The organism is Salipiger thiooxidans, from assembly GCF_900102075.1.
In the GTDB taxonomy this organism is placed as follows: Bacteria; Pseudomonadota; Alphaproteobacteria; order Rhodobacterales; family Rhodobacteraceae; genus Salipiger; species Salipiger thiooxidans.
The window spans coordinates 74,922-98,383 of record NZ_FNAV01000002.1; the positions used below are offsets into that span (position 1 = coordinate 74,922).

The 23,462-nt window shown below is 68.1% G+C and carries 18 protein-coding genes, 1 tRNA gene and 1 pseudogene; 11 read left to right on the forward strand and 9 right to left on the reverse strand.

Annotation, left to right across the window (positions count from 1 at the left end; all coding sequences use genetic code 11):
- Nucleotides 1-13: 13 nt before the first annotated feature.
- The 6 genes from BLQ77_RS02630 to BLQ77_RS02655 form a co-directional block, all read right to left on the reverse strand.
- Nucleotides 14-1,435 (reverse strand): TrkH family potassium uptake protein, encoded by a 1,422-nt coding sequence (locus BLQ77_RS02630; RefSeq protein WP_008884428.1) that lies wholly within the window; start codon nt 1,433-1,435, stop codon nt 14-16.
- A gap of 177 nt (nt 1,436-1,612) precedes the next feature.
- The gene (gene trpB / locus BLQ77_RS02635; protein ID WP_008884111.1) at nt 1,613-2,839 is read right to left on the reverse strand and encodes a tryptophan synthase subunit beta; all 1,227 of its coding nucleotides are present in this window, start codon (nt 2,837-2,839) and stop codon (nt 1,613-1,615) included.
- A gap of 512 nt (nt 2,840-3,351) precedes the next feature.
- Nucleotides 3,352-3,903, reverse strand: a complete 552-nt coding sequence (locus tag BLQ77_RS02640; protein ID WP_089955060.1) for an NADPH-dependent FMN reductase — start codon at nt 3,901-3,903, stop codon at nt 3,352-3,354.
- A gap of 42 nt (nt 3,904-3,945) precedes the next feature.
- Nucleotides 3,946-5,295 (reverse strand): MATE family efflux transporter, encoded by a 1,350-nt coding sequence (locus BLQ77_RS02645; RefSeq protein ID WP_089955064.1) that lies wholly within the window; start codon nt 5,293-5,295, stop codon nt 3,946-3,948.
- Between the two features lie 102 nt (nt 5,296-5,397).
- On the reverse strand, nt 5,398-5,907 hold the full coding sequence (locus BLQ77_RS02650) for a PaaI family thioesterase (RefSeq protein WP_008886041.1): 510 nt from the start codon (nt 5,905-5,907) through the stop codon (nt 5,398-5,400).
- Nucleotides 5,904-6,329 carry a PaaI family thioesterase gene (locus BLQ77_RS02655; protein WP_008886295.1) on the reverse strand — a complete coding sequence of 142 codons (426 nt, stop codon included), beginning with the start codon at nt 6,327-6,329 and terminating at the stop codon, nt 5,904-5,906. The genes BLQ77_RS02650 and BLQ77_RS02655 overlap by 4 nt, the downstream gene beginning before the upstream one ends.
- Before the next feature lie 129 nt (nt 6,330-6,458).
- Here BLQ77_RS02655 and BLQ77_RS02660 point away from each other — a divergent pair, with 129 nt between their 5' ends.
- The 8 genes from BLQ77_RS02660 to trhA all read left to right on the forward strand — a co-directional run bounded on the left by BLQ77_RS02660 (nt 6,459) and on the right by trhA (nt 16,126).
- A complete protein-coding gene (locus tag BLQ77_RS02660; protein ID WP_008885354.1) occupies nt 6,459-6,830 on the forward strand; it encodes a MerR family transcriptional regulator in 372 nt (123 codons plus the stop codon).
- Nucleotides 6,831-7,143: 313 nt separating this feature from the next.
- On the forward strand, nt 7,144-7,542 hold the full coding sequence (locus tag BLQ77_RS02665) for a MerR family transcriptional regulator (RefSeq protein WP_089955067.1): 399 nt from the start codon (nt 7,144-7,146) through the stop codon (nt 7,540-7,542).
- A gap of 32 nt (nt 7,543-7,574) precedes the next feature.
- Entirely contained in the window at nt 7,575-9,353 is a 1,779-nt protein-coding gene (locus BLQ77_RS02670) for an acyl-CoA dehydrogenase C-terminal domain-containing protein (protein ID WP_089955071.1), read from the forward strand.
- A 184-nt stretch (nt 9,354-9,537) separates the two neighbouring features.
- A protein-coding gene (locus BLQ77_RS02675) for an IS5 family transposase (protein WP_375360194.1) occupies nt 9,538-10,292 on the forward strand; the annotation gives its coding sequence in 2 pieces (ribosomal slippage) (nt 9,538-9,874 and nt 9,874-10,292; 756 coding nt in all).
- Between the two features lie 713 nt (nt 10,293-11,005).
- Nucleotides 11,006-11,644 (forward strand): glutathione S-transferase family protein, encoded by a 639-nt coding sequence (locus BLQ77_RS02685; RefSeq protein ID WP_089955079.1) that lies wholly within the window; start codon nt 11,006-11,008, stop codon nt 11,642-11,644.
- Nucleotides 11,645-11,669: 25 nt separating this feature from the next.
- Nucleotides 11,670-12,881, forward strand: a complete 1,212-nt coding sequence (locus BLQ77_RS02690) for an acetyl-CoA C-acetyltransferase (RefSeq protein ID WP_089955082.1) — start codon at nt 11,670-11,672, stop codon at nt 12,879-12,881.
- A gap of 15 nt (nt 12,882-12,896) precedes the next feature.
- Entirely contained in the window at nt 12,897-15,095 is a 2,199-nt protein-coding gene (locus tag BLQ77_RS02695; RefSeq protein ID WP_089955084.1) for a 3-hydroxyacyl-CoA dehydrogenase NAD-binding domain-containing protein, read from the forward strand.
- Between the two features lie 389 nt (nt 15,096-15,484).
- The gene (trhA, locus tag BLQ77_RS02700; protein WP_089955087.1) at nt 15,485-16,126 is read left to right on the forward strand and encodes a PAQR family membrane homeostasis protein TrhA; all 642 of its coding nucleotides are present in this window, start codon (nt 15,485-15,487) and stop codon (nt 16,124-16,126) included.
- A 159-nt stretch (nt 16,127-16,285) separates the two neighbouring features.
- Here the strand turns inward: trhA and BLQ77_RS02705 are convergent, their stop codons facing one another.
- On the reverse strand, nt 16,286-17,506 hold the full coding sequence (locus BLQ77_RS02705; RefSeq protein ID WP_008885142.1) for an acyl-CoA dehydrogenase: 1,221 nt from the start codon (nt 17,504-17,506) through the stop codon (nt 16,286-16,288).
- A 138-nt stretch (nt 17,507-17,644) separates the two neighbouring features.
- On the opposite strand from BLQ77_RS02705, the gene BLQ77_RS02710 reads away from it, so the two are divergent.
- The 3 genes from BLQ77_RS02710 to BLQ77_RS02720 all read left to right on the forward strand — a co-directional run bounded on the left by BLQ77_RS02710 (nt 17,645) and on the right by BLQ77_RS02720 (nt 22,540).
- On the forward strand, nt 17,645-18,535 hold the full coding sequence (locus BLQ77_RS02710) for a LysR substrate-binding domain-containing protein (RefSeq protein WP_008886016.1): 891 nt from the start codon (nt 17,645-17,647) through the stop codon (nt 18,533-18,535).
- A gap of 151 nt (nt 18,536-18,686) precedes the next feature.
- Nucleotides 18,687-21,527, forward strand: coding sequence for a phospholipase D-like domain-containing protein (locus BLQ77_RS02715; RefSeq protein WP_165617013.1), 2,841 nt, complete (start codon nt 18,687-18,689; stop codon nt 21,525-21,527).
- Nucleotides 21,527-22,540, forward strand: a complete 1,014-nt coding sequence (locus tag BLQ77_RS02720; protein WP_089955091.1) for a trypsin-like serine peptidase — start codon at nt 21,527-21,529, stop codon at nt 22,538-22,540. The genes BLQ77_RS02715 and BLQ77_RS02720 overlap by 1 nt, the downstream gene beginning before the upstream one ends.
- 370 nt (nt 22,541-22,910) lie before the next feature.
- On the opposite strand, the pseudogene BLQ77_RS28100 reads toward BLQ77_RS02720, so the two are convergent.
- Together BLQ77_RS28100 and BLQ77_RS02730 are read right to left on the reverse strand one after the other, a co-directional pair.
- A pseudogene (locus BLQ77_RS28100) lies at nt 22,911-23,033 on the reverse strand (IS5/IS1182 family transposase); the annotation flags it as partial.
- A 291-nt stretch (nt 23,034-23,324) separates the two neighbouring features.
- Nucleotides 23,325-23,399 (reverse strand) — tRNA-Gln (locus BLQ77_RS02730).
- Nucleotides 23,400-23,462: the final 63 nt, after the last annotated feature.

Genomic DNA, 23,462 nt, shown 5'->3' on the forward strand with positions numbered 1-23,462 from the left:
GCGCGCGGGCAGCTCAGGCCGTGGCCTCGCGCCAGAACACCGGGGTGAGCAGAACCATGACCGTCAGGATCTCGAGCCTCCCGAGGTACATGCCGAAGAGCAGCAGCAGCTTCACCGTGTCGCTGAGCGTGGCGAAGTTGCCCGCGGGCCCGATGGTGGCCCCCACGCCCGGGCCGACGTTCGCCAGCGCCGTCAGCGCTCCGCTGGTCGCGGTCGAGAAATCGAGCCCCAGGAGCGACAGGATCCCCGCGAGCCCGAGGAAGGTCGCCATGTAGATCGCGAAGAACGAGATCACCCCGGCCAGAACGTCCGGCCCGATCGGCTTGCCCTCGTAGCGGATCGACTGCACCACGTGCGGCGACCAGATCACCCGCAGCTGCATCAGCGTGGCGCGGGCGAAGACGATCCAGCGCATGCCCTTGGCCCCGCCCGCGGTCGAGCCGGTGCAGCCCCCCACCGCGGTCAGCGCGAAGAAGGCCACCGCTGCGGGCGGGCCCCAGGCGGTGTAGTCGGTGGTGGCGTAGCCGGTCGTGGTCACGACCGAGACCACGTTGAAGGCCACCAGCCGCAGCGCGTCCCACACACCGTAGTCGCTGGTGAGCACCAGCCACGCGGACAGGAACAGGATCGTCACGGTCAGGGTGATGAGCATCGCCTCCACCTGCTCGCTGCGGAACCGCCGCTGGCTCACGCCGCGGATGTACCAGGCGAAGGGCACCGCGCCCGCCAGCATGAAGAAGGTGCAGGCCCAGTGCAGGAAGGCACTGTCGAAATGCCCGAACGAGGCGTCATAGCCCGAGTAGCCCCCGGTCGACAGCGTGGTCATGGCGTGGGTGATGGCATCGAAGACGCTCATCCCGCCCACGAGGTAGACCACCGCGCAGACGAGGATCAGCGTCACGTAGATCTCGAGCGTCGCCATGGCGAAGCTCGCGGCGTTGCGCATCTCCTTCTCGCCCTTGTCCGAGCTCTCGGTGCGGAAGAGCTGCATGCCGCCGATGCGCAGGATCGGCAGCAGCGCGATGCCGGTGACGATGAAGCCCACACCTCCCACCGCCTGCAGGAGCGCCCGCCACAGGATCACCCCGCGCGGCGTCTGGTCGAGCCCGCTCATCACCGTCGAGCCGGTGGTGGTGATCCCCGACATCGCCTCGAAGAGCGCATCGACCGGCGCAAGCTGCCACATCCAGAGCGGGATGGCGCCCGCCACGGCGGCCACGAACCAGGTCGAAGCGGTGAGAACGAAGGCATGCAGGTGCCGCAGCCCGTCGCGCGAGGGGGTGGCGGCGATGCTGATCAGCGCACCGGCCAGCCCGGTCAGCGCCGCGGCCAGTCCGAAGACCTCGGCGGTATCGGGAAACACCAGCGCATCCACCGCCATCAGGGCAGCGAAGAAGACCAGCGTCAGGCCGTTGATGAAGACGACAAAGCTCATGCGGGATCCGTGGAGCGTCACCGGAGGCCGGACGGCCCGGCCCGCCCGGTTGCCAGCAAAACCCCAAGGCGTCGCCGGCTGCAACCCCCTGCGTGTCGCAGGAGTGGCAAGGCGGGACCGGCCGCAACGCCCCGCCCCTCCTGGCGCCGCGCGATCAGGCGCGGCGCGGGGCCCGTGTCAGGCGAGATCCTGGCCCAGGTGCTTGGCCACCGCGAAGATGTCTTTGTCGCCGCGACCGCACATGTTCATGACGATGATGTGGTCCCTGGGCAGGGTCGGCGCGATCTTCATCACGTGGGCCAGCGCGTGGCTGGGCTCGAGCGCGGGGATGATGCCCTCGGTCCGGCACGAGAACTGGAACGCCTCCAGCGCCTCCTTGTCGGTGATCGAGACATATTCCGCGCGGCCGGTGTCGTGCAGCCAGGCATGCTCGGGCCCGATGCCCGGGTAGTCGAGACCGGCCGAGATCGAGAAGCCCTCCAGGATCTGGCCGTCGTCGTCCTGCAGCAGGTAGGTGCGGTTGCCGTGCAGCACCCCCGGACGCCCGCCGGTGAGCGAGGCGCAGTGCTCCATCTTCTCGTCCACGCCCTTGCCGCCGGCCTCGACGCCGATGATCTTCACCGACGGGTCGTCGAGGAACGGGTAGAACAGCCCCATGGCGTTGGAGCCGCCGCCGATGGCCGCGACCACGCTGTCGGGAAGACGGCCCTCGCCCTCCTGCTCGGGAAGCTGCCAGCGCACCTCCTTGCCGATGATCGCCTGGAAGTCGCGGACCATGGCCGGATAGGGGTGCGGACCGGCGACGGTGCCGATGCAGTAGAAGGTGTCGCGCACGTTGGTCACCCAGTCGCGCAGCGCGTCGTTCATCGCGTCCTTGAGCGTGCCGCGACCCGAAGTCACCGGCACCACCTCGGCGCCCAGAAGGCGCATGCGGAACACGTTGGGCTGCTGGCGCTCGACGTCATGGGCGCCCATGTAGACGACGCATTTCAACCCGAACTTGGCGCAGACGGTGGCGGTGGCCACGCCATGCTGGCCGGCGCCGGTCTCGGCGATGATCCGGGTCTTGCCCATGCGGCGGGCAAGGATGATCTGGCCCAGCACATTGTTGATCTTGTGCGCGCCGGTGTGGTTCAGCTCGTCGCGCTTGAGATAGATCTTGGCGCCGCCCAGCTCCTCGGTCATGCGCTCGGCGAAATAGAGCGGCGACGGCCGGCCGACGTAGTGCTTCCACAGGTCGTCCATCTCGGCCCAGAAGCTCGCGTCGGTCTTGGCGCGCTCGTACTCGGCCTCGAGATCGAGGATCAGCGGCATCAGCGTCTCGGACACGAAGCGTCCACCGTAAATGCCGAAACGGCCCTTCTCGTCGGGGCCGTTCATGAAGGAATTGAACAGATCGTCCATCGCGCCTCTCCGTCTCGCAGTTGGTCTTCTCTACGGCAAGGACCCGCCCCTTGACCAGCCCCGCCTGCCCCGAACCCCGCAAATACTGCGCCCATGTTCCCCACACCCCGCCCGCCCCGGCAGACGCGCGACCCGCCCCTTCATCTTGCCGGGAAACTCCGGGGGAGTCGCGCAGCGCGCGACGGGGGCAGCGCCCCCTGCTCCCGCGGTTTCTTCATTGCGGTCGGGCTTTTGTCCCGAGCCACCAGCCAGTCCCGCGACCGGAGGGGGCTCTGCCCCCGCCCTTCGGGCCCCCCGGAGTTTATCCGGCAAGATGAAGGGGCGGGTCGCGCCCGGTTCTCAACGTCACGCAAGTGCTGCCGGTTGGATCCACAGGTCCTGCTGGATGCCGGAGGCGTCAGGCCGGCCAGGGGGGGGGCGGAGCCCGCAAGGGCGACTTGACCTGCGCGGCCGGAAGGCCGCTCCGCCAGAGAGGGGCAGCGGCCGGAGGCGGTCGCCCCGCTTTGCCAGCCTCAGGCGTCGTGTGCCGAGATCGACTGTGCGAAGCCCGCGACGAACTCGGCGAGGCGCTGGCGGGTCTTTTCGTCCACCAGCCGGCCGTCTTCGTCGAAGAGCCCGCTTGCCTTCGAGATCATCAGCCGCCCTTCGAACCAGGGTCGCGCGCCCAGCGTGCGGAGGACGGGGAGCCAGGCATTCTGCGACAGGATCGTGCCGAATCCCCCCGGCGAGGCGCCGATCAGGGCCACCGGCTTGCCGGCGAAGAGCTTTGCGCCCTCGCCCGAGCCGATCCAGTCGATGGCGTTCTTGAACACACCCGGCAGCGAGTTGTTGTATTCCGGCGTGACCATCAGCAGCCCGTCCGCCGCCGACAGGGCCTCGCGCAGGGCACGCACCGTCTCGGGCGTGCCCTCGGCCTCGAGATCGGCGTCGTAGAGCGGCACGCCGTGGATGGTGCGGGCGTCGATCGTGACGCCGGCCGGGACGAGGTCCGACGCCGCGTACAGCACCCCGGTGTTGAAGGATTTGCGCCGGAGGCTGCCCGACAACCCGAGGATGCTGGTCATGAAGAGGTCTCCCGTCCCTGTCACCTGTCCCGTGCCGCAGAGCTAGGCCGCGCGGCCCGCGGGACCACCCTTCCCGGCCCCTGCCGCCCGCTCCAGCGCCGGGTAGCGCAGCGCCAGCGTCAGCCCCCGGGTCACGAAGCAGATCTGCATGGCCAGCCACAACCCGTGATTGCCGAGCGGCCCGAGCAGCAGCGCCAGCGCGGCGAAATAGACCGCCGTCGCCACGATCATCATGTTGCGCATGTCGCGCGAGCGGGTGGCGCCGATGAAGATCCCGTCGAACATGGTGAGCCCGAGCTGGGTGATCGGCGCCAGCACCATCCAGGGCAGGTAGACCCGCGCCTCGGCCCGCACCTCCGGATCGGTCGCCATGACATCGACGAGCCACGGCCCGAAGCTCCAGAACGCCACCGCCATGACGCAGGCGATGGCAGCGGCCCAGAGGCTCGTCAGCAGCGCGCCGCGCCGGAGCTGGGTCACCTGCCCCGCCCCGAAGGCGCGGCCGACGAGGGCCTCGGCGGCGAAGGCAAAGCCGTCGAGCGCGTGGCCGGTGATCATCAGGAACTGCAGCAGCACCTGGTTCGCGGCCAGCGTCACGTCGCCGAAGCCGCCGCCGATCAGCATGAAGGAGACGAAGACCGTCTCGAGCAGCATCGAGCGTACGAGGATGTCGCCGTTGACCGCCGCCATGCGCCTGAGCCGCACCGCGTCGAAGACCCGCGCCCAGGCCCGTGCCGCCGGCGCCCGCAGGGTCTCGCGGCAAAGCCAGAGCCCCATGGCGAGACCGGACCATTCGGCGAGGAAGGTTGCGATGGCGACGCCGCTCACGCCCCAGCCGAGATGCAGCACGAAGAGCAGGTCGAGCCCCACGTTGATTCCGTTCATCCAGAGCTGCAGGACGAAGACGCCTCGGGTGCGTTCCTGCGCGATGAGCCAGCCGGTGATGCCGTAGATGGCGATGGCGGCGGGCGCCGACCAAATTCGGATGCGCATGTAGTCGCGGGCCAGCGCCTCGACCTCGGCCGAGGCGGGCGAGACCGCGAAAGCCACGGTGAAGATCAGCCATTGCGCCGCGATCAGGAGCACCCCGCCGGCGAGCCCGATCATCAGGGCGCGGGTGAGCAGGGCGGCGACCTCGTTGCGGTCCCCCGCTCCCGCTGCCTGCGCCGTGAGCCCGACCGTGCCCATGCGCAGGAAGCCGAAGACCCAGTAGATCGCCGAGAGCACGATGGCACCGATGCCCACCGCGGCGATGGGCTCGGGCGCCGGGATCTGGCCCACGACGCCGGTGTCAACCGCGCCGAGAATCGGGATCGTCACGTTCGACAGCAGGATCGGCAGAGCGATCTTCAGGACACGGGAATGCGTGAGGGCCTGCGGCGGATGGGACATGGGAACCTTGGTGGAGACCGGGAGGGGGCGCTGCCCCCGTCCGCGTGCCGCGGACTCCCCCGGAGTTTGTATGGCAAGATGAAGCGGGGCGTGGCGCGGGCGTCAGCCCTCCTTGCGGGGCATCAGGAAATGGGCGTGGGCCTGGGCGATGGGGCGGTCGTGGTTGTCCTGCCAGGCCTCGGCCCGGACGCTGGCGTAGCGGCGGCCCGAGCGGGTGACATGGGCGCGGGCATAGGCATCGCGCGGCAGCCCCGAGCGCAGGTAGTCCACGGTGAAGTCGATGGTCTTGGGCATCCGCGGCAGCTGCCCGGCCTCGAGCGCGTCGAGGGTCAGGGTACCGGATTCGACATCCTCCCAGAGCATCGCCCAGCTCAGCGAGATGATCGCCGTCACCTCGAGGAAGGCCGCGGTGACGCCGCCGTGCAGCGCCGGGAGCTGCGGGTTGCCGATGAGCTTTTCGTCGAAGTTCAGTACGCCCGTCAGTTCGTCGCCGCGGCGGTCGAATGTGATGTCGAGGAAGCGGGTGTAGGGCACCCGGCTCGCCAGAGCGCAGAGCGCGGCGTCGCGGCGCTGCTTGACCACCTGCATCGGTTCGGGACGGCGGCGGTTCATGGGCGGCGCTCCACGGTGAAGGTGCCGGTGGCGGTCGCCACGGGGTTGTCGGGGTCGTCGTCATGGGCGGTGGCGCGCACGAAAGCCACCGAGCGGGTGACGTGGTGGCACTCCGCCCGCGCGGTGATCGCCTGCCCCGGCACCGCGCCGCGCAGGTAGTCTATGCGCAGGCTGATGGTGGCGGTGCCGCCCGGGTTCGAGGGGTGCGACATGGTCGCCGCCCCGCCGCAGGTATCCATCAGCGTCGAGACCGCGCCGCCGTGAATCACCCCGGTGTCGGGATCGCCGATCAGGGCCGGGTCATAGGGCATGCGGATCACCGCGACGCCGTTGCCGATTTCGACGATCTCCATGTTCAGCGCCCGCGCCTGCGGGATCAGCTGGATGAAACTGCGGGCGATCTCGGCCTTGTCGGCGCACATGGCGCATCTCCTTGCTTGCTCGGGCCTTTATGCGGGCGCGGCCGCGCCACCGCAAGGGCGCGACACCGCCCCGCCTTGCCCTGGGTCCCGCGCCGGACTAGGTTTTGCTGCAAGAGCAAGGAGGAGCGGATGACCGACACCCGCATCAGCTTCAAGGAGATGTGTGCGCGCTTCGACGTGACGCCGCGCACCCTGCGGTATTACGAGTATATCGAGCTGCTCGCCCCCGAGCGCCAGGGCCGCCAGCGGTTCTACGGCGCGCGCGAGGTGGCCCGGATGAAGCTCATCCTGCGCGGCCGCAAGTTCGGCTTCCAGCTCGAGGACATCCGGAAGTGGCTGGAGATGCGCGAGCAGGAGGGCAACGAGGCCCAGATGCGCGCCTGGGTCGAGATGGCCGACCGCCAGATGCTGGAGCTGGACGAGCAGCGCCGGCAGCTCGACGAGGCGATGGACGAGCTCAAATCGCTGCGAGACGAGATCGCGAAGACCGTCGAACTCTGACCTCTCCGGACCTTTTTCAAAGCGCTTGCAGGACCCCGCGCGGGCCGATTGTTGCGAATTTCGAACGATTCGACCGGTCGTGGCCGGGCTCCGTCGGGCCCGGAAGGGCCTTGGCGTGGCCCTGTACCTGCCCTGACGACGCCGTCACCGGGAAAGAATTTTCCGAAATCATGCGGGTGACGTGAAAGGAAGTTACGTCAACTTGAAAATGACGTAGCGTCCGAGTTACGCGGCCGAAATTCACCATTGTAAGACTGGGGTCGAAAGCGCACCTCACGCGGCACATTAACGCAACGTGAGGCTATCCAGACCAATGAGCGACGAGCAACTGATGACAATCCGCGAGATGTGCGACCTCTTCGAAGTCACGCCCCGGACTCTGCGCTTTTACGAGCAGAAGGAGCTGCTCTTCCCGATCCGCGAGGGCCAGAAGCGGCTCTTCACCCGGCGCGACCGGGCGCGGCTCAAGCTGATCCTGCGCGGCAAGCGCTTCGGCTTCCGCCTGGAAGAGATCCGCCAGCTGCTCGACCTCTACGACATGGGTGACCAGCAGCACACGCAGATCGCCCGCACCTACGAGATCGCCCAGGGCCGGCTTGCCGACCTCGAACGCGAGCGCGACGAGCTGAACGCGGCGATCGACGACCTGAAGGAACAGCTCGCCTGGGGCGAGCGCATGCTGTCCCAGCTGCAGCAGAAAAGGGCCAGCTGACAAGGCAGCCCGGCATCTTAGGAGGAGAATACATGCCGACGTACACCGCCCCCGTGAAGGACATGCAGTTCGTGCTGCACGACGTGCTCGCGATCAGCGAGGCCGGCATCCCCGGCTACGAGGAACTCGATCGCGACACCACGGGCGCGATCCTCGAGGAGGCCGCGAAGCTTGCCGAGAACGTGCTGGCGCCGCTCAACCGCGTCGGCGACGAGCAGGGCTGCGTGCTCGAGAACGGGGTGGTGCGCACGCCGGAAGGGTTCAAGGACGCCTTCGACCAGATGCGCGACGGCGGCTGGACCGCGCTCGACTGCGATCCGGAGTACGGCGGCCAGGGCCTGCCCTACCTGATGTCCACGGCGGTGGGCGAGATGTTCTCCTCGGCCAACATGGCCTTCAACATGTACCAGGGCCTGACCCATGGCGCCTACAACGCGATCCATGCGCATGGCTCGGAGGAGCAGAAGGCCACCTACCTGCCGAAGATGGTGAGCTGCGAGTGGGGCGGGACGATGAACCTGACCGAACCCCACTGCGGCACCGACCTCGGGCTTATCAAGACCAGGGCCGAGCCGCAGGAGGACGGCAGCTACCGCATCACCGGCTCCAAGATCTGGATCTCGGCCGGGGAGCACGACATGGTCGACAACATAATCCACCTCGTACTGGCCAAGATCCCCGGCGGCCCCGAGGGTGTGAAGGGCATATCGCTCTTCATCGTGCCGAAGTTCATGGTGAACGAGGACGGCTCGCCGGGCGCGCGCAACAGCCTGTCCTGCGGCGGGCTCGAAAAGAAGATGGGAATCCACGGCAACGCCACCTGCGTGATGAACTACGACGGCGCCACCGGCTTCCTCGTGGGCGAGGCGCACAAGGGCATGCGGGCGATGTTCACCATGATGAACGAGGCGCGTCTCGGCGTGGGCCTGCAGGGCTTCGCGCAGGGCGCCGTGGCCTACGAGAACGCGCTCGGCTTCGCCAGAGAGCGCCAGCAGGGACGGGCCGTGACCGGTACCCAGATGCCCGAGGCGCCGGCGGACACCATCATGGTACACCCGGACGTGCGGCGGAACCTGATGGACCAGAAATCCATCACCGAGGGCGCCCGCGCCTTCGTCTACTGGGGCGCCATGCTGATCGACAAGGCCCACCGCGCCGAGGACCCGGACGCCGAGGGGCTGATCTCGCTGCTGACGCCGGTGATCAAGGGCTTCCTGACCGACAAGGGCTTCGAGACCTGCGTGCTGGCGCAGCAGACGCTGGGCGGATCGGGCTTCACCCGCGAATGGGGGCTCGAGCAGTTCGTGCGCGATGCGCGGATCACAATGATCTACGAGGGCACCAACGGCATCCAGTCGCTCGACCTCGTGGGCCGCAAGCTGGCGGCGGACGGCGGCAAGCATGTCATGGCCTTCTTCGATATGGTGAAGCGCTTCATCGCCGAGAACAAGGGCCAGGACGAGGCCTTCGATGCCCAGTTCCTCGAGCCGTTGAAGGCCGCTTCAAAGGACCTTCAGGCGGCGGGCATGTTCTTCATGCAAAAGGGCATGAAGAACCCCAACGACGCGCTGTCGGGCTCCTACGATTTCATGCATCTCTTCGGCCACGTCTGCCTCGGGTTCATGCACTCCCGCATGGCGCTGGCTGCGACGGCGGCGCTGGAGACGGGCGGCGACAAGGCGTTCCTGAACGCCAAGCTCGCCACCGGGCGCTACTACATGGCGCGGCAGCTGCCGGCGACGAAGACCCATCTCGCACGGATCGAGAGCGGGGCGGAGCCGGTCATGGCGCTCGACGCCGAGGCGTTCTGAGGCCTTCGGTGGGCCCGACTGCCCACCCCGCGGCCATGGAGCCCGCGCGTGCCGAAACGCCTCCTCCTCACCCGCCGCTTCTCCGTCGCGGTGACCGAGGACTGCTAGGCTCCAAACCCAATCAACGTATTGATTTACAGTCATCCGCCTGATTCACTTCGTGTTGGTCACAAGGGAGTTGGGCATGACGGTGGGATTTTGGCTTTCGGATCGGGCCTGGGCGGCGATCGAGCCGCTTTTGCCCAAGAACCAACCTGGCGCTCGGCGGGTGGATGATCGCCGCGTTATCAGCGGTATCATTCATGTGCTGCGGATCGGCTGCCGCTGGGAGGATTGCCCGGCCGCCTATGGCCCGTCGACGACGATCTACAACCGCTTCAACCGATGGAGCCATCGCGGCCTCTGGGGACGCATCTTCGCGACCCTTGCGGCGCAGGCGGAACTGCCGGACGAATTGAGCATCGACAGCACCGCCGTGCGCGCCCACCGCTCCGCCCATGGCGGAAAAGGGGGGCGAAAGTTCAGGCCATCGGGCGCTCGCGTGGGGGGCCAACCACCAAAATCCACGCCCTGACAGACGGTTGCGGGCGGGCCGTGGCATTCACGCTCAGCCCCGGAAACCACGCCGACATATCTGAAGCCCCCGCGCTTCTGGACAAATGCCCCGCGCCAGCCCGGCTTCTGGCCGACAAGGGCTACGACGCCAACAGCCTGCGTGACCGTCTCGCGGCGACCCAAACAGAGGCTGTCATCCCCTCGACCAGATCGCGCAAGGCCCCCATCCCCTACGACACCGAAGCCTACCGCGACAGAAATCTCATCGAGCGCGCCTTCTGCCGCCTCAAGGACTGGAGGCGCATCGCCACACGCTACGACAAGCTCGCCATCAACTTCGAATCCGCAATCGCACTCGCCGCCATCGTCATATGGTGGACCTGATTGAGTCTGAACCCTAGCGCGGGCTGAAGCGCTTCGCGGCACAGGCGGGTCTCGACCAGGGCGAGGCGCTGTCCTTTCTCATCGAGAGCTTCGACAGCGTGACCGACACGGACCTGCCGGGGCGCCGGCTGCGGCTCTTCAACTCGGAAATGGAGGCGCGCAGGCGCTGGGACCCGGCGGCTCCGCAGAAGGCATGCGGCGGAGCCGTCCGGCTCCGGGGTCTGGCGCTGCAGAAGGGGCGCGCGACGCGAGTGGAATGTCGACCGTCGGAAGCTCTGAAGAGCGGGCGTCACATGGCGGGACTCGTGTGGCAGGACGGCGGGATGTGACTGGTTCGAGACCCTCCGGGCGCGGTACCAGGCCCGAACCGAAGGACCGGGGGTTTCACACCCCCGGACCCCCGTGGAGTTTAGGGGCAAGATGAAGTTGCAGGACCGCACATCGAACCCGGGTAGGCCTGCAGGTCGGGCTGCACTCGGTCCACTCTCCCGCGCGCCCGACCGCTTGGCGGAACGCAGGCGCGCGGGAGAGCTTCACCTTGCACGCCGCTCAACTCTCCAGTCTGCGACGCAACGAAACCTTAGAGGCAGCTTGCTTAAGATGACGTTAAGCGCGACCCATGGCTTCATCTTGCCCCTAAACTCCGCGGGGGTGTGGGGGCGCGAAGCCCCCACTCCGGCCTCCGCCACACGCGCAACGACAGGGATATCCTCATGACGATCAAGCTCTACTGCTTCGGCGAATCCGGCAATGCCTACAAGGCGGCACTGCCGCTCGAGCTTTCCGGTCTCGACTGGGAGCCGGTGAAGGTGGACTTCTTCAACGGCGAGACGCGCACAACGGAATACCGCTCGACGGTCAACGAAATGGGCGAAGCCCCGGTGCTCGTCGACGGCGAGGTGAGGCTCACACAGTCGGGCGTCATCCAGATGTATGTCGCCGAGAAGAGCGGCAAGTTCGGCGGCGCCACGCCCGAGGAGGCGCGCGAGGTGATGCGCTGGGTGTTCTGGGACAACCACAAGCTCTCGAGCCAGGCCGGAATGACGCGCTTCCTGATGAACTTCCTGCCCGAGGACAAGCGCCCGGAGGCGGTGATCCCCTTCATGCAGGGCCGCCTCAAGGCCGCCTACGACGTCCTGAACGGGCATCTCGACGGCCGCGACTGGATCGTGGGCGCGGCCCCGACCAACGCCGATTTCTCGTGCTGCGGCTACCTGTTCTATCCCGAGCCCTTCGGCTTCACCCGCGCCGACTGGCCCCATATCGACCGCTGGCTCTCGAACATCGAGGCGCTGGACGGATGGAAACACCCATACGACCTGATGCCCGGCTCCCCTGCGGACCGGGCGTGACATCAGGCAAGACGGAGGAGACACGATGACCGACGCCTATATCTACGACGCCATCCGCACGCCGCGGGGCAAGGGCCGCAAGGACGGCGCCCTGCACGAGGTGACCTCGCTGCGGCTTTCGGCGCTGACCCTGAACGCCTTGAAGGAGCGCAACGATCTCGACGGCCACGCGGTCGAGGACGTGATCTGGGGCAACGTCACCCAGGTCGGCGAACAGGGCGGCTGCCTCGCGCGCTCCGCCGTGCTGGCCTCGGATCTCGACGAGCGCATCCCGGGGCTTTCGATCAACCGCTTCTGCGCCTCGGGCATGGAGGCGGTGAACCTCGCCGCCAACCAGGTCAGGGCCGGTGCAGGTGACGCCTACATAGCCGGAGGCGTCGAGATGATGGGTCGCGTCGCCATGGGCTCCGACGGGGCGGCGATCGCCGTCGACCCGAGCCTTGCCATGAAGGTCTATTTCGTGCCGCAGGGCATCTCGGCCGACATCATCGCCACCGAGTACGGCTTCAGCCGCGACGACGCCGACGCGCTGGCGGTGGAAAGCCAGCGCCGCGCCGCCGCCGCCTGGGAGGCGGGCCGCTTCGACAAATCGGTGATCACCGTACGCGACCAGAATGGCGTCGCGATCCTCGACCGGGACGAATACATGCGCCCCGGCACCGACATGCAGTCGCTGGGCGCGCTCAAGCCCTCGTTCAAGGAGATGGGCGAGGTCATGCCCGGCTTCGACCAGCTCGCGCTGATGAAGTACCCGCATCTCGAGAGGATCGAGCACATCCACCACGCGGGCAATTCCTCGGGCATCGTCGACGGCGCCGCCGCCGTGCTCATCGGCAGCAAGGAATTCGGCGAGGCGCGCGGCCTGAAGCCCCGCGCCCGCATCCGCGCCACCGCCAAGATCGGCACCGATCCCACCATCATGCTCACCGGCCCTGTTCCCGTGACCGAGAAGATCCTCGCCGACAACGGCATGGCGATCTCGGACATCGACCTCTTCGAGGTCAACGAGGCCTTCGCCAGCGTGGTGCTGCGCTTCATGCAGCGCTTCGACGTCGACCACTCGAAGGTCAACGTGAACGGCGGCTCCATCGCCATGGGCCACCCGCTGGGCGCCACCGGGGCCATCATCATCGGCACCCTGCTCGACGAGCTCGAGCGTTCGGACAAGGAGGTGGGGCTCGCCACGCTCTGCATCGCGTCCGGCATGGGCGCCGCCACGATCATCGAGCGCGTGTAAGGGGGAGGCACCGACATGACCACAGACTTCACCATGGAGACCGGCGCCGACGGCGTCGCAATCATCACCTGGGACACCCCCGGCAAGAGCATGAACGTCATGAGCATCGAGGGCTTCCGCCAGCTCGACGGCTTCATCGACGCGGCTCTCGCCGACGAGGCGGTGAAAGGCATCGTCATCACCTCGGGCAAGGCGGGCAGCTTTGCCGGAGGCATGGATCTCAACGTGCTCGCCAAGATGCGCGAGGACGGCGGTGACGATCCGGCATCCAGCATCTTCGCCGGGATCATGCAGATCCACAGCATCCTGCGGAAGATCGAGCGCGCCGCGATGGACGACAGGAACAAGGGCGGCAAGCCCATCGCCTGCGTGCTGCCCGGCACCGCGCTCGGCATCGGTTTCGAGATCCCGCTGGCCTGCCACCGGATCTTTGCCGCCGACAACCCCAAGGCCAAGATCGGCCTGCCCGAGATCATGGTCGGCATCTTCCCCGGCGCCGGCGGCACCACGCGGCTGTCGCGCAAGCTGGGCGCCATGGCGGCCTCGCCCTTCCTACTCGAGGGCAAGCTCAGCGATCCGAAGAAGGCCAAGGCCGCGGGGCTGATCGACGAGGTCTGCGACGACCCCCTCGCCGCCGCAAAGGATTGGGTGCTCAACGCCAAGCCCGCCGACATCGTGAAGCCCTGGGACGAGAAGGGCTACAAGATGCCCGGCGGCGCCCCCTACCACCCGGCGGGCTTCATGACCTTCGTCGGCGCCTCGGCCATGGTCAACGGCAAGACCAAGGGCGTCTACCCCGCTGCCAAGGCCATGCTCTCGGCGGTCTACGAGGGTGCGCTGGTGCCCTTCGACACGGCGCTGAGGATCGAAGCGCGCTGGTTCACCTCGGTGCTGCTGAACCCGTCGTCGAGCGCCATGATCCGGTCGCTCTTCATCAACAAGGAAGCGCTCGAGAAGGGCGCCAACCGGCCGCAGGTCCCAGACCAGCGGGTGAAGAAGGTGGGCGTGCTCGGCGCCGGCATGATGGGCGCCGGCATCACGCTGGTCTCGGCCATGGCGGGGATCGAGGTGGTGCTGCTCGACCAGTCGAAGGAGGCCGCCGAGAAGGGCCGCGCCTACACCGCGGGCTACATGGACAAGGGCATCGCCCGCAAGAAGGCCACCCCCGAGAAGAAGGAGGCCGCGCTCGCGCTCATCACCGCGACCGACGACTATGCCGATCTCGCGGGCTGCGACCTGATCGTGGAGGCGGTGTTCGAGGATCCGAAGGTCAAGGCCGAGGTCACCAAGAAGGTGCTCGCGCACGTGGGCCCCGACTGCATCTTCGCCACCAACACCTCGACCCTGCCGATCACGGAGCTCGCCAAGGCCTCGTCCAGCCCCGAGCAGTTCATCGGCATCCACTTCTTCTCGCCCGTCGAGAAGATGATGCTGGTTGAGATCATCAAGGGTCGCGAGACCGGTCAGGTGGCCGTGGCCAAGGCGCTCGACTTCGTGCGCCAGATCCGCAAGACGCCCATCGTGGTCAACGACGCGCGCTTCTTCTACGCCAACCGCTGCATCATCCCCTACATCAACGAAGGCATCCGCATGGTGGCCGAGGGCGTGTCGCCCGCGCTCATCGAGAACGCCGCCAAGCTCGTGGGCATGCCGCTGGGGCCGCTGCAGCTGGTGGACGAGACCTCGATCGACCTCGGGGTGAAGATCGCCAGGGCCACGAAGGCCGCCATGGGCGACGCCTACCCAGATGGTGCCGTGGACGAGGTGATCTTCTGGCTCGCCGACGAGGGCCGTATGGGCCGCAAGGCCGCCGCGGGCTTCTACGACTACGACGACAAGGGCAAGCGTCAGGGCCTCTGGGAGGGTCTCGCGGCGAAATACCCGGTCGCAGACGAGCAGCCCTCGCTGACCGAGGTGCAGCACCGTCTGCTCTTCGTGCAGGCGCTGGAAGCGGTGCGTGCGCTCGAGGAAGGCGTGCTCGAGGACATCCGCGAGGGCGACGTGGGCGCCATCCTCGGCTGGGGCTTCGCGCCCTGGTCCGGCGGTCCGTTCTCGTGGCTCGACATCCTCGGCGCCCCCTACGCGGCCGAGCGCTGCGACGCGCTGGCCGAAGCTCACGGCCCCCGCTTCGCCTGCCCGGAGCTGCTGCGCGAGATGGCCGAGGACGGCGAGGCCTTCTACGACCGCTTCGCCCCACAGGCAGCCGCCGCCTGACACCGCGGCGGGGGGCGTTACCGCCCCCCGCCCGACACCTCTCCAACACCCCGGCGCCATCGCGCGCCGCCATAATGCTCCGGTTACTTTTGGCCGCTAGCCTGAGTCGCGTGACCGAGTTCGCACTGCCCGCTCGCACCGACCGGGAAGGTCCGACCAGGCAGCCCTGACCACCCCCGACCACGGCCCCCGCCGGCCCGTCGGGACCCCGCCAGAGGCACGCGAACGCCGCCGGACGGTGGCCACGCCAGATCACGCAGCCTGCAGCGCGTGATCACAAAATCGCGCTGGCGCTCGCCCGACGCGGCCCACCCACCCATCTCTATGGGAACGCACCCGCGTTTCTACCCTCGCAACCGCTGCCCGGAGCACAGCCGGAAGACACCAAGATGACCCGCCACATCCTGTCCCATTCGCCCGCTGAACACATGGCCGACGGTGTCGTGCTCGTCCTGGGGCTTTGTTTCGCGGTCGGTGCTGTGTCGGCGCTGTTCGTCTGGGCCGCGCTCGCCGCACCTTCGGGCGCGCTCTGGCCGCTGGTGCCCTACGCGGTGGGCCTGATCGCGAGCTTCTCCTTCTCCGCCGCCTACAACCTCACCCTCCACGCCCCCACCCGTGCGGTGCTCCGGCGCTTCGACCACGCGGCGATCTACCTGCTGATCTCGGGCACCTACACACCGATGGCGCTGCTCGGCATCGGCGGCAGCGCCGGACTGGCGCTCACTGCCGCCTCGTGGACGATCTCGCTCATCGGGATCAGCCTCAAGCTGCGCTCGATCCATCGCTGGGCGCGGCTGGGCTTCGCGCTCTACCTCGCGCAGGGCTGGCTCGGCGGCCTCGCCGCCTGGCCCTTCCTCACCAGGCTGCCGGCGGACTCGCTGGTGCTGCTGGTGGCGGGCGGCATAGCCTACACGGTGGGCACGATCTTCCACCACTCCAACCGCATCCCCTACGCCCGCGCCATCTGGCACACTCATGTGCTGGCCGCCGCCGCCAGCCACTACGCCGCCATCATCCTCGTGATCCGCTGACCCGACGGGGCCACGCCCCGCCCTTCATCTTGCCAGATAAACTCCGGGGGAGGCGCGCGAAGCGCGACGGGGGCAGAGCCCCCTCCCACACCAGCCACCCACCCATCAAAAACGAAAAAGGGGGCCGAAGCCCCCTTCCCCGTCCGACGCCAGAGGCCGTCAGAAGAACGCCTGCAGCCCGGTCTGCGCCCGGCCGAGGATCAGCGCGTGCACGTCGTGGGTACCCTCGTAGGTGTTCACCGTCTCGAGGTTCGCCGCGTGGCGCATCACGCCATATTCGATCTGGATGCCGTTGCCGCCATGCATGTCACGGGCCATGCGCGCGATGTCGAGCGCCTTGCCGCAGTTGTTGCGCTTGATGAGCGAGATCATCTCCGGCGCCGCCTTGGCGCTGTCCATGAGCCGGCCCACGCGCAGCGCCGCCTGAAGCCCCAGCGCGATCTCGGTCTGCATGTCGGCGAGCTTCTTCTGGTAGAGCTGCGTGCCGGCCAGCGGCTTGTCGAACTGCTTGCGGTCGAGCCCGTACTGGCGCGCCTGCATCCAGCAGAACTCGGCCGCACCCATCACGCCCCATGCGATGCCGAAGCGCGCGCGGTTGAGGCAGCCGAACGGCCCCTTGAGCCCCTCGACGTTGGGCAGCAGCGCCTCCTCGCCGACCTCGACGTCATCCAGGACGATCTCGCCGGTGATCGAGGCACGAAGCGACAGCTTGCCGCCGATCTTCGGCGCCGACAGCCCCTTCATGCCCTTCTCGAGCACGAAGCCGCGGATCTTGCCGCCATGCGCCTCGGACTTGGCCCAGACCACGAAGACGTCGGCGATCGGCGCGTTCGAGATCCACATCTTGGCGCCCTTGAGGCGGTAGCCGCCCTCGGTCTTGATGGCGCGGGTCTTCATGCCCGCGGGGTCCGAGCCGGCATCGGGCTCGGTCAGGCCGAAGCAGCCGATCCACTCGCCCGAGGCCAGCTTCGGCAGGTACTTCTCGCGCTGCGCCTCCGAGCCATAGGCGTAGATCGGGTACATCACCAGCGAGGACTGCACCGACATCATCGAGCGATAGCCCGAATCCACCCGCTCGACCTCGCGCGCGACCAGCCCGTAGCTCACGTATCCGGCGCCGATGCCGCCGTATTGCTCGGGCACGGTGACCCCCAGCAGGCCCTGCGCGCCCATCTCGGCAAAGATCTCGGGATCGGTCTGCTCTTCCATGTAGGCGTGTTCGACCCGCGGCAGCAGCTTGTCCTGCGCGAAGGCGCGGGCGCTCTCGGCGATCATGCGCTCGTCTTCCTCGAGCTGCGCGTCGAACAGGAACGGGTCCTCCCACGAGAAGGAGGCAAGCGCCGGGTTGTCCTTGGGGCGAAGAGCGGGGGCGTCGGCCATAGCATGAGTCCTTTCGAATTTGCCGCGAACCCTAAGCCGGATCGGCGCCACATGGAAACGAATTAATTTGCGCAAGGAATGAGTTTATCTCATAAACTCGTGAGCCCGGACACCGCCGGGAAACGCACGCGAGAGACCATGCGCAAGGCCTACATTCCCTCCGTCGCCGAGCTCGAGGCCTTCACCGCCTGCGCCCGGCGCGGTACCACCACGATGGCGGCCGCGAGCCTCGGCCTGACCCAGAGCGCGATCTCGCGCTCGCTCGCCTCGCTCGAGGACCGGCTCGGCGTCGCGCTCTTCAACCGGGTGCGCCAGCGGCTGGTGCTGTCGCCCGCGGGCCACGCGTTCCTTGGCCGTGCCGAGCATCTACTGGCCGGGCTCGACGAGGCGGCAATGGGCGTGATGGCCTTTGGCGGGCACGACGCGGTGCTGCGCATGGCGGTGCTTCCGAGCCTCGCGCGGATCTGGCTGATCCCGCGGCTTCCCGGCTTCACCCGCGACGCGCCCGAGATCAGCCTCGACCTCTCGGCGCGGCTCTTGCCGGTGGATTTCGGCCGCGAACCCTTCGAGCTTGCGATTATGCGCAGCCGGCATGACATCCCCGGCGTCACCACCGAGCCCATCCTGCCGGAAACCATGGTGACGGTGGCGGCCCCTGCCCTGCTCGACGGCCGCGCGCAGCTCAGCGACGCCGAGATGCTGGCGCTGCCGCTGCTGCAGCAGTCCACGCGCCCGACGCTCTGGCTCGACTGGTTCCGCGGCTCCGACACCGACCCGCGGCGCATCCTGCGCGGGGCCCGGCTCGACCACTTCGACATGATCGTCGACGCCGCCATCGCCGGGCTCGGCATCGGCATCGTGCCCGAGATCGTCGCCCGGCCCGCGCTCGACCGCGGCGCACTTGCGCTGGCCGCGCCGCGCCGCTTCGAGACCGGCGAGAGCTACGCGCTGATCCTGCCCGAGCCCGCCCGCCAAAGCCCCCACGTCCAGCGGTTCCGCAACTGGCTACTGCGCGAGATCGCTGCCTGACGGGCACGCGCCGCGCGGGCGGCACCACGGCAAAATCTCACAAAACGTGAATTTCTCGCAACCAGGACACTCGGAAGGAGACCGTGCGGACGTTCTCTGCTAGCGTCGGGTCAAGTCATTCTGACCAATTGCTTTCATGAGGTGTCCGGTCATGTCCGATGACGAGGCCTATCTCAACCGCCTGCGCGCCCTCGCCAGGAAGCTCGAGGCGCGCTCGGGCAAGCGCTTTCCCGGGCGTGGTCCCAGCCCCGAGGCGCCGCTCATGGGCGCCGAGCCCTTCGGGGCGGAACCCTTCGGCGCGATGGAAAGCGCCGCCTCGCCCCGCGCCGAGCTCGAGGCGATCATCCGCTGGAGCCGCCCGGTGCTCTGGATCAACCGCGACGAGGTGGACGAGGCGTGGTCGCTCGGCGTGCCCGACGACGCCGACCAGGACCTCATCGCCGAGATGAACGCGCACCGCGCGGGGATCACCGGCATCATCCCCTCGGTCGGGCGCATCGAGCTGCGCAACAACCTGCATTTCGCCTGGTGCGGCACCGGCTGGATCGTCGATTTCGACGGCGAGAGCGACATCGTCATCACCAACGCCCACGTGGCCGAGATCTTCGCGCAGGCGGCGGGCGGGCGCTTCACCTTCCGCCCCGGCATCCCCGACCCCACGGTGCCGCAGGACGCGCGCATCGACTTCCGCGAGGAGATCTCGCACAGCGCCCCGCGCGAGTTCCCGGTGACCGAGGTGATCTGGGTCTCGCCTGGACAGCGCCCGGACGTGGCCTTCCTGCGGGTGGCCCGGGAGGCCGGCGAAGACCGGCTCGCGCCGCCGGTGCCGCTGGCGCGCGGCCCCGGGGCCGAGGACGCGCTGCTGGCGGTGATCGGCTACCCGGGCAAGGACGACCGGGCGGAATATGCCGACCGGCTGGCGTCGATTTTCGGCAGCGAGTTCGGCATCAAGCGGCTGGCGCTGGGGCGACCGACGCCCGGCGGCACCGAGGACTGGATCACCCATGACTGCTCCACCCTGCCCGGCTCGTCGGGCTCGGTCATCTGGGACGCCACGCAGGGTGCCGCGGCAGGCCTGCATTTCGCGGGCACCGCCTTCACCAACAACTTCGCCGTGCCCGCCCGTAAGCTGCGCGAGATCATCCGCACCCGCCCGTGGCATGGCATGGAACGCCCCGCTTCGCCCCCCGCCCCCGGCTGGGTGGCGCGCCCCGACGGCAGCATGGACATCACCGTGCCGCTGACGCTGAACCTGCGGCTCGGAGACGGCGGGCTGACGCTGGGCGGGGCCGCCGCAGCCCCCCCGCGCAGCGACCGCGCCTCGGCCGAGGCCGCCGCCCCGCAGGTGGCCGCCCTGGCGCGGGGCTCGGCCGAGGCCGACAAGGTGCTCGCGGTGCGGGCGGAGTATCTCTTCGACGCGCACGGCATCACCGACGATCTGGGCGTCGTGGTGGCCGTCGCCCCCGGCGCACCGCTGAAGCCCGCGGACTACGGGCTTGCCGAGCGCCATGCCGGCGTCAGAGTAGTGATCGAGACCGCCGACCCCGCCACCATCGCCGAGGAGATGTTCGGCTTTGGCGTCGAGCGCGAGGCCTTCCGCGGCCGCCGCGCCGCCTATGAGCGCGACCTCGGCGAGCCGCGCTTCAGCCTCGCGCCGGTGACCGACCGCATCCGCCTGCGGCTCTGCGTCAGCCCCGAGGCCGGCTGGCCAGTGCTGCGCGAGTTCCTGTCGATCCGCGACTACGAGCAGCTCACCATCGGCATGTACCACGTGACCGCCCCGCACGTGATCGCCGCGCTTCTGGATTTTGCCGGGCGCAGCCGGCCGACCTCGCGCCTGACGCTGACGCTCGACCGCCAGCGCGGCGATCTGGCGGTGAACCCCGACGACACCTCCGGCGGCACCAAGGCCGACGACATCCCCGAGCGCGAGACGCTGGCCCGGCTGAGCGCGGCGCTCGGCGACCGCTTCTCCTTTGCCAAGGCCTCGCTCGGCAGCGGCGGGCTGTTCCCCACCGCTTACCACATCAAGGTCGCGGTCTGGACCGACCGTCTGCCCGGCAACCGGCGCAAGGACAAGCTGCTGTGGCTCTCCAGCGGCAACTGGCAGTCGTCGAACCAGCAACCGCTCGGGATCCCCCCCGCCGACGCCCCCGGCGTGCGCTTCGAGGATGTGGCCGACTACAACCGCGAATGGCACGCGGTCATAGAACACCCCGGCCTGGCCGCCACCTTCCGCGCCCATCTCGAGCAGGACCAGCTCGACAATGCCCTTGCGAGCGCCGCGGAATCCCGGCTCACCGCCTGCGAGGACAGCATCCTCGTGCCCGCCGAGGCGCTGGAGCGGCCAAAGACCCCCGGCAGATTCCGTGCCTTCGCGCCGCTCGATCTCGACGAGGAGATGACGGTGCAGCCGCTGCTCACCCCCGACAACTACCCCGAGGTGGTTCTTTCGCTGGTCGGCGAGGCGCAGGAGAGGCTCTGGATCCAGAACCAGTCCTTCAACCTCTGGAAGACACCCGAGGACACGCCCGCGCATTTCCTCGCCCTCGCCGAGGCCATCCGCGACAGGCAACGCGCGGGCGTCGACGTGCGGATCCTGTTCCGCAGCCTCTTCGGCAGCGAGCGCAACGTGATCCGGCGGCTCAAGGCGTTCGGCATGGAGACCAGCCCCGATCACCTGCGCTACTTCCCGACCAACCACACCAAGGGCATGGTGATCGACGGCCATACGGTGATGCTGGGCTCGCAGAACCTCACCGCCGCGGGCACGGGGCCCAACCGCGACGCCAGCCTCGTGATCCGCCACCCCGCCGCCAACGCCTATTTCGCCGAGCTCTTCGAGCATGACTGGTCGCAATACGGCGAGAATGCCCCGCAACCCGAGAGCCGTCGCCTGCGGCCGGTGATGCGGGTCGCGGACGGGGTGCGGACCGAGGCACCGCAAGGCTACGTGGCGCTGTCGCTCGGCGCGTTTCTGGGAGAGGGTTGATGGTCGCAAAGCGCAGCACGAAGAAGCGGGTCACCGAGCTCGACAGTTTCATGGAGCAGACCAACGGCGGCGGCTCGCCCGAGAACGTCGAGGGCTTCAACTTCTTCCGCGCCGCCACCGCGGGCTTCCGGCAGGAGACGCTTTTCGGGCCCACGGTGCTGCGCGACCGGCCGGACGGAGGTTTCTTCTCCGATGCCGGACCGTCGGCCGATGACGACCGGGTGCCGGGGCCGATGTCCGAGAAGGTCATCGGCTACGACAACCGCGCGCGCATCGGCGAGACCGCGATGCTGCCCTGGCGCTGCATCTGCCATCTCGAGGTCCAGTATGACCGCGGCCCGGTGGGCTTCGGGACCGGCTTCATCGCGGGCGAGAACCTGCTGCTGACCGCCGCGCATGTGCTGGTGGACCGCGGCGCCTACGGCTGGCAGGAAAAGCCCCGCATCGCCCGCCGGGTGCGCATCGCGCCGGGGCGCGACGCCACGCTGGCGCCTTACGGGGCCTTCGTCGTCGACATCCCCGAGGACCCGGCCGAGCAGCTCATCCCCGAGATCTGGCACCGCGACGGTCTCGGCAAGGAAGAGGCGATGGAGGTCGAACAGGCGGCGCTGTCGCAGGACTACGCCGGCATCCGGCTCGACCGCGAGGTCCGCGGCGAATGCATCGGCAAGCGCCTCGGGCATTTCGGCTTCAAGGAGTTCGACAGCATCGACGAGAAGGACCGCGAATTCCTTTTCGTGAACACCGCCGGCTACCCTCACAGCCCGAACAAACCCTACGGGACGCTCTGGTACAACGCCGGCCGCACCGCCGAGCAGCACCACGACGACGCCTTCATCGACTATATGGTGGACACCGAGGGCGGCCAGAGTGGCAGCCCGGTCTGGTTCTACGACAAGCGCCGCGCGCAACGCTTCGTCATCGCGATTCACACCACCGGCGACTTCGTGAATCGCGGGTTGCTGATCAAGGGCGAGATCTTCGACACCATCCGCGCCTGGCGGGCGGGGTGACGGGATTTTGTCCGCGGTGCCGGCGGGAGAGGAGCCGCGCCCGGATATGGCGCCACGTCGACAGCCAAGCTCAGGGAGATTGCGAAGACATCGCCGGAAGCCTCTGGATTGTCATGGACAATCATGCCGGCTCTCTTGCCCAAATCCTGCGAGAGATTCATCTCGTGAATCCAGCATGGTAGCTGGGCTGCATGAGCAGACCTCCCCCCCGAGGTACAAGACCAGGAACTGGCCGGCCTATAGTGCAGCGCTGAAGCGCCGGGGCTCGCTGGGTGTTCAGTCCCGGCATCAGGTGGATCGGATCGACGATGAATCCGTCAGGCTCTGAAGGCCAGATCTTGCAGATGTATTCGTAGGGTGTGAGGCCGCTGTCCGAAGTGGCCGGATCCATGGCCAGATGGACCTTGCGCCACTGCCGCCGGCCCTGCGGGCCATGCTTTCGGGCCTGCCATTCGCCGTCGCCGAGGAACTTGATGCCGGTGCTGTCTGTCAGGGTCGCGTTCATCTCTGCCGTTGCGGCGAAGGGGCGCTTGCAGAAGTCGATGATGCGGTGGTGGCCGAAGTGCAGGTCGGCCGAATATCAGTTGGCCATACCTGTGCCCTCCGTGTTCGTCACCGCTCAGTTTAGGGCCGAGATCACACCGGCACAAATGCCTGTTAGTTCGGAAGGATTCTGGACAGCGAGACGTTCGGAATGTCAGCAGATGCCAGTCTTGCCCGGGCAAGATGCCAAGTAGAACCGGACAGGTTCCGATCTTCGGCGAACATCACAATCAGGAAGAACTGGCTGGGGTGGTAGGATTCGAACCTACGGTACGCGGTACCAAAAACCGTTGCCTTACCACTTGGCTACACCCCAACCGTGGCGCGGGGTTTACGCTACCCGTTCGCGGGGAGCAAGACCCGAAAATGCAAAAAATCT

What these genes read in the sequence shown, in the direction of transcription:
- BLQ77_RS02640 (WP_089955060.1), bottom strand. Translation starts at nt 3,903, where the DNA reads ATGACCAGCATCCTCGGGTTGTCGGGCAGCCTCCGGCGCAAATCCTTC.
- BLQ77_RS02685 (WP_089955079.1), top strand. Translation starts at nt 11,006, where the DNA reads ATGACGATCAAGCTCTACTGCTTCGGCGAATCCGGCAATGCCTACAAG.
- trhA (WP_089955087.1), top strand. Translation starts at nt 15,485, where the DNA reads ATGACCCGCCACATCCTGTCCCATTCGCCCGCTGAACACATGGCCGAC.
- BLQ77_RS02710 (WP_008886016.1), top strand. Translation starts at nt 17,645, where the DNA reads ATGCGCAAGGCCTACATTCCCTCCGTCGCCGAGCTCGAGGCCTTCACC.
- BLQ77_RS02655 (WP_008886295.1), bottom strand. Translation starts at nt 6,329, where the DNA reads ATGTGCGCCGACAAGGCCGAGATCGCCCGCAGTTTCATCCAGCTGATC.
- BLQ77_RS02690 (WP_089955082.1), top strand. Translation starts at nt 11,670, where the DNA reads ATGACCGACGCCTATATCTACGACGCCATCCGCACGCCGCGGGGCAAG.
- BLQ77_RS02695 (WP_089955084.1), top strand. Translation starts at nt 12,897, where the DNA reads ATGACCACAGACTTCACCATGGAGACCGGCGCCGACGGCGTCGCAATC.
- BLQ77_RS02630 (WP_008884428.1), bottom strand. Translation starts at nt 1,435, where the DNA reads ATGAGCTTTGTCGTCTTCATCAACGGCCTGACGCTGGTCTTCTTCGCT.
- BLQ77_RS02660 (WP_008885354.1), top strand. Translation starts at nt 6,459, where the DNA reads ATGACCGACACCCGCATCAGCTTCAAGGAGATGTGTGCGCGCTTCGAC.
- BLQ77_RS02720 (WP_089955091.1), top strand. Translation starts at nt 21,527, where the DNA reads ATGGTCGCAAAGCGCAGCACGAAGAAGCGGGTCACCGAGCTCGACAGT.
- BLQ77_RS02665 (WP_089955067.1), top strand. Translation starts at nt 7,144, where the DNA reads ATGAGCGACGAGCAACTGATGACAATCCGCGAGATGTGCGACCTCTTC.
- BLQ77_RS02705 (WP_008885142.1), bottom strand. Translation starts at nt 17,506, where the DNA reads ATGGCCGACGCCCCCGCTCTTCGCCCCAAGGACAACCCGGCGCTTGCC.
- BLQ77_RS02715 (WP_165617013.1), top strand. Translation starts at nt 18,687, where the DNA reads ATGTCCGATGACGAGGCCTATCTCAACCGCCTGCGCGCCCTCGCCAGG.
- BLQ77_RS02670 (WP_089955071.1), top strand. Translation starts at nt 7,575, where the DNA reads ATGCCGACGTACACCGCCCCCGTGAAGGACATGCAGTTCGTGCTGCAC.
- BLQ77_RS02650 (WP_008886041.1), bottom strand. Translation starts at nt 5,907, where the DNA reads ATGAACCGCCGCCGTCCCGAACCGATGCAGGTGGTCAAGCAGCGCCGC.
- trpB (WP_008884111.1), bottom strand. Translation starts at nt 2,839, where the DNA reads ATGGACGATCTGTTCAATTCCTTCATGAACGGCCCCGACGAGAAGGGC.
- BLQ77_RS02645 (WP_089955064.1), bottom strand. Translation starts at nt 5,295, where the DNA reads ATGTCCCATCCGCCGCAGGCCCTCACGCATTCCCGTGTCCTGAAGATC.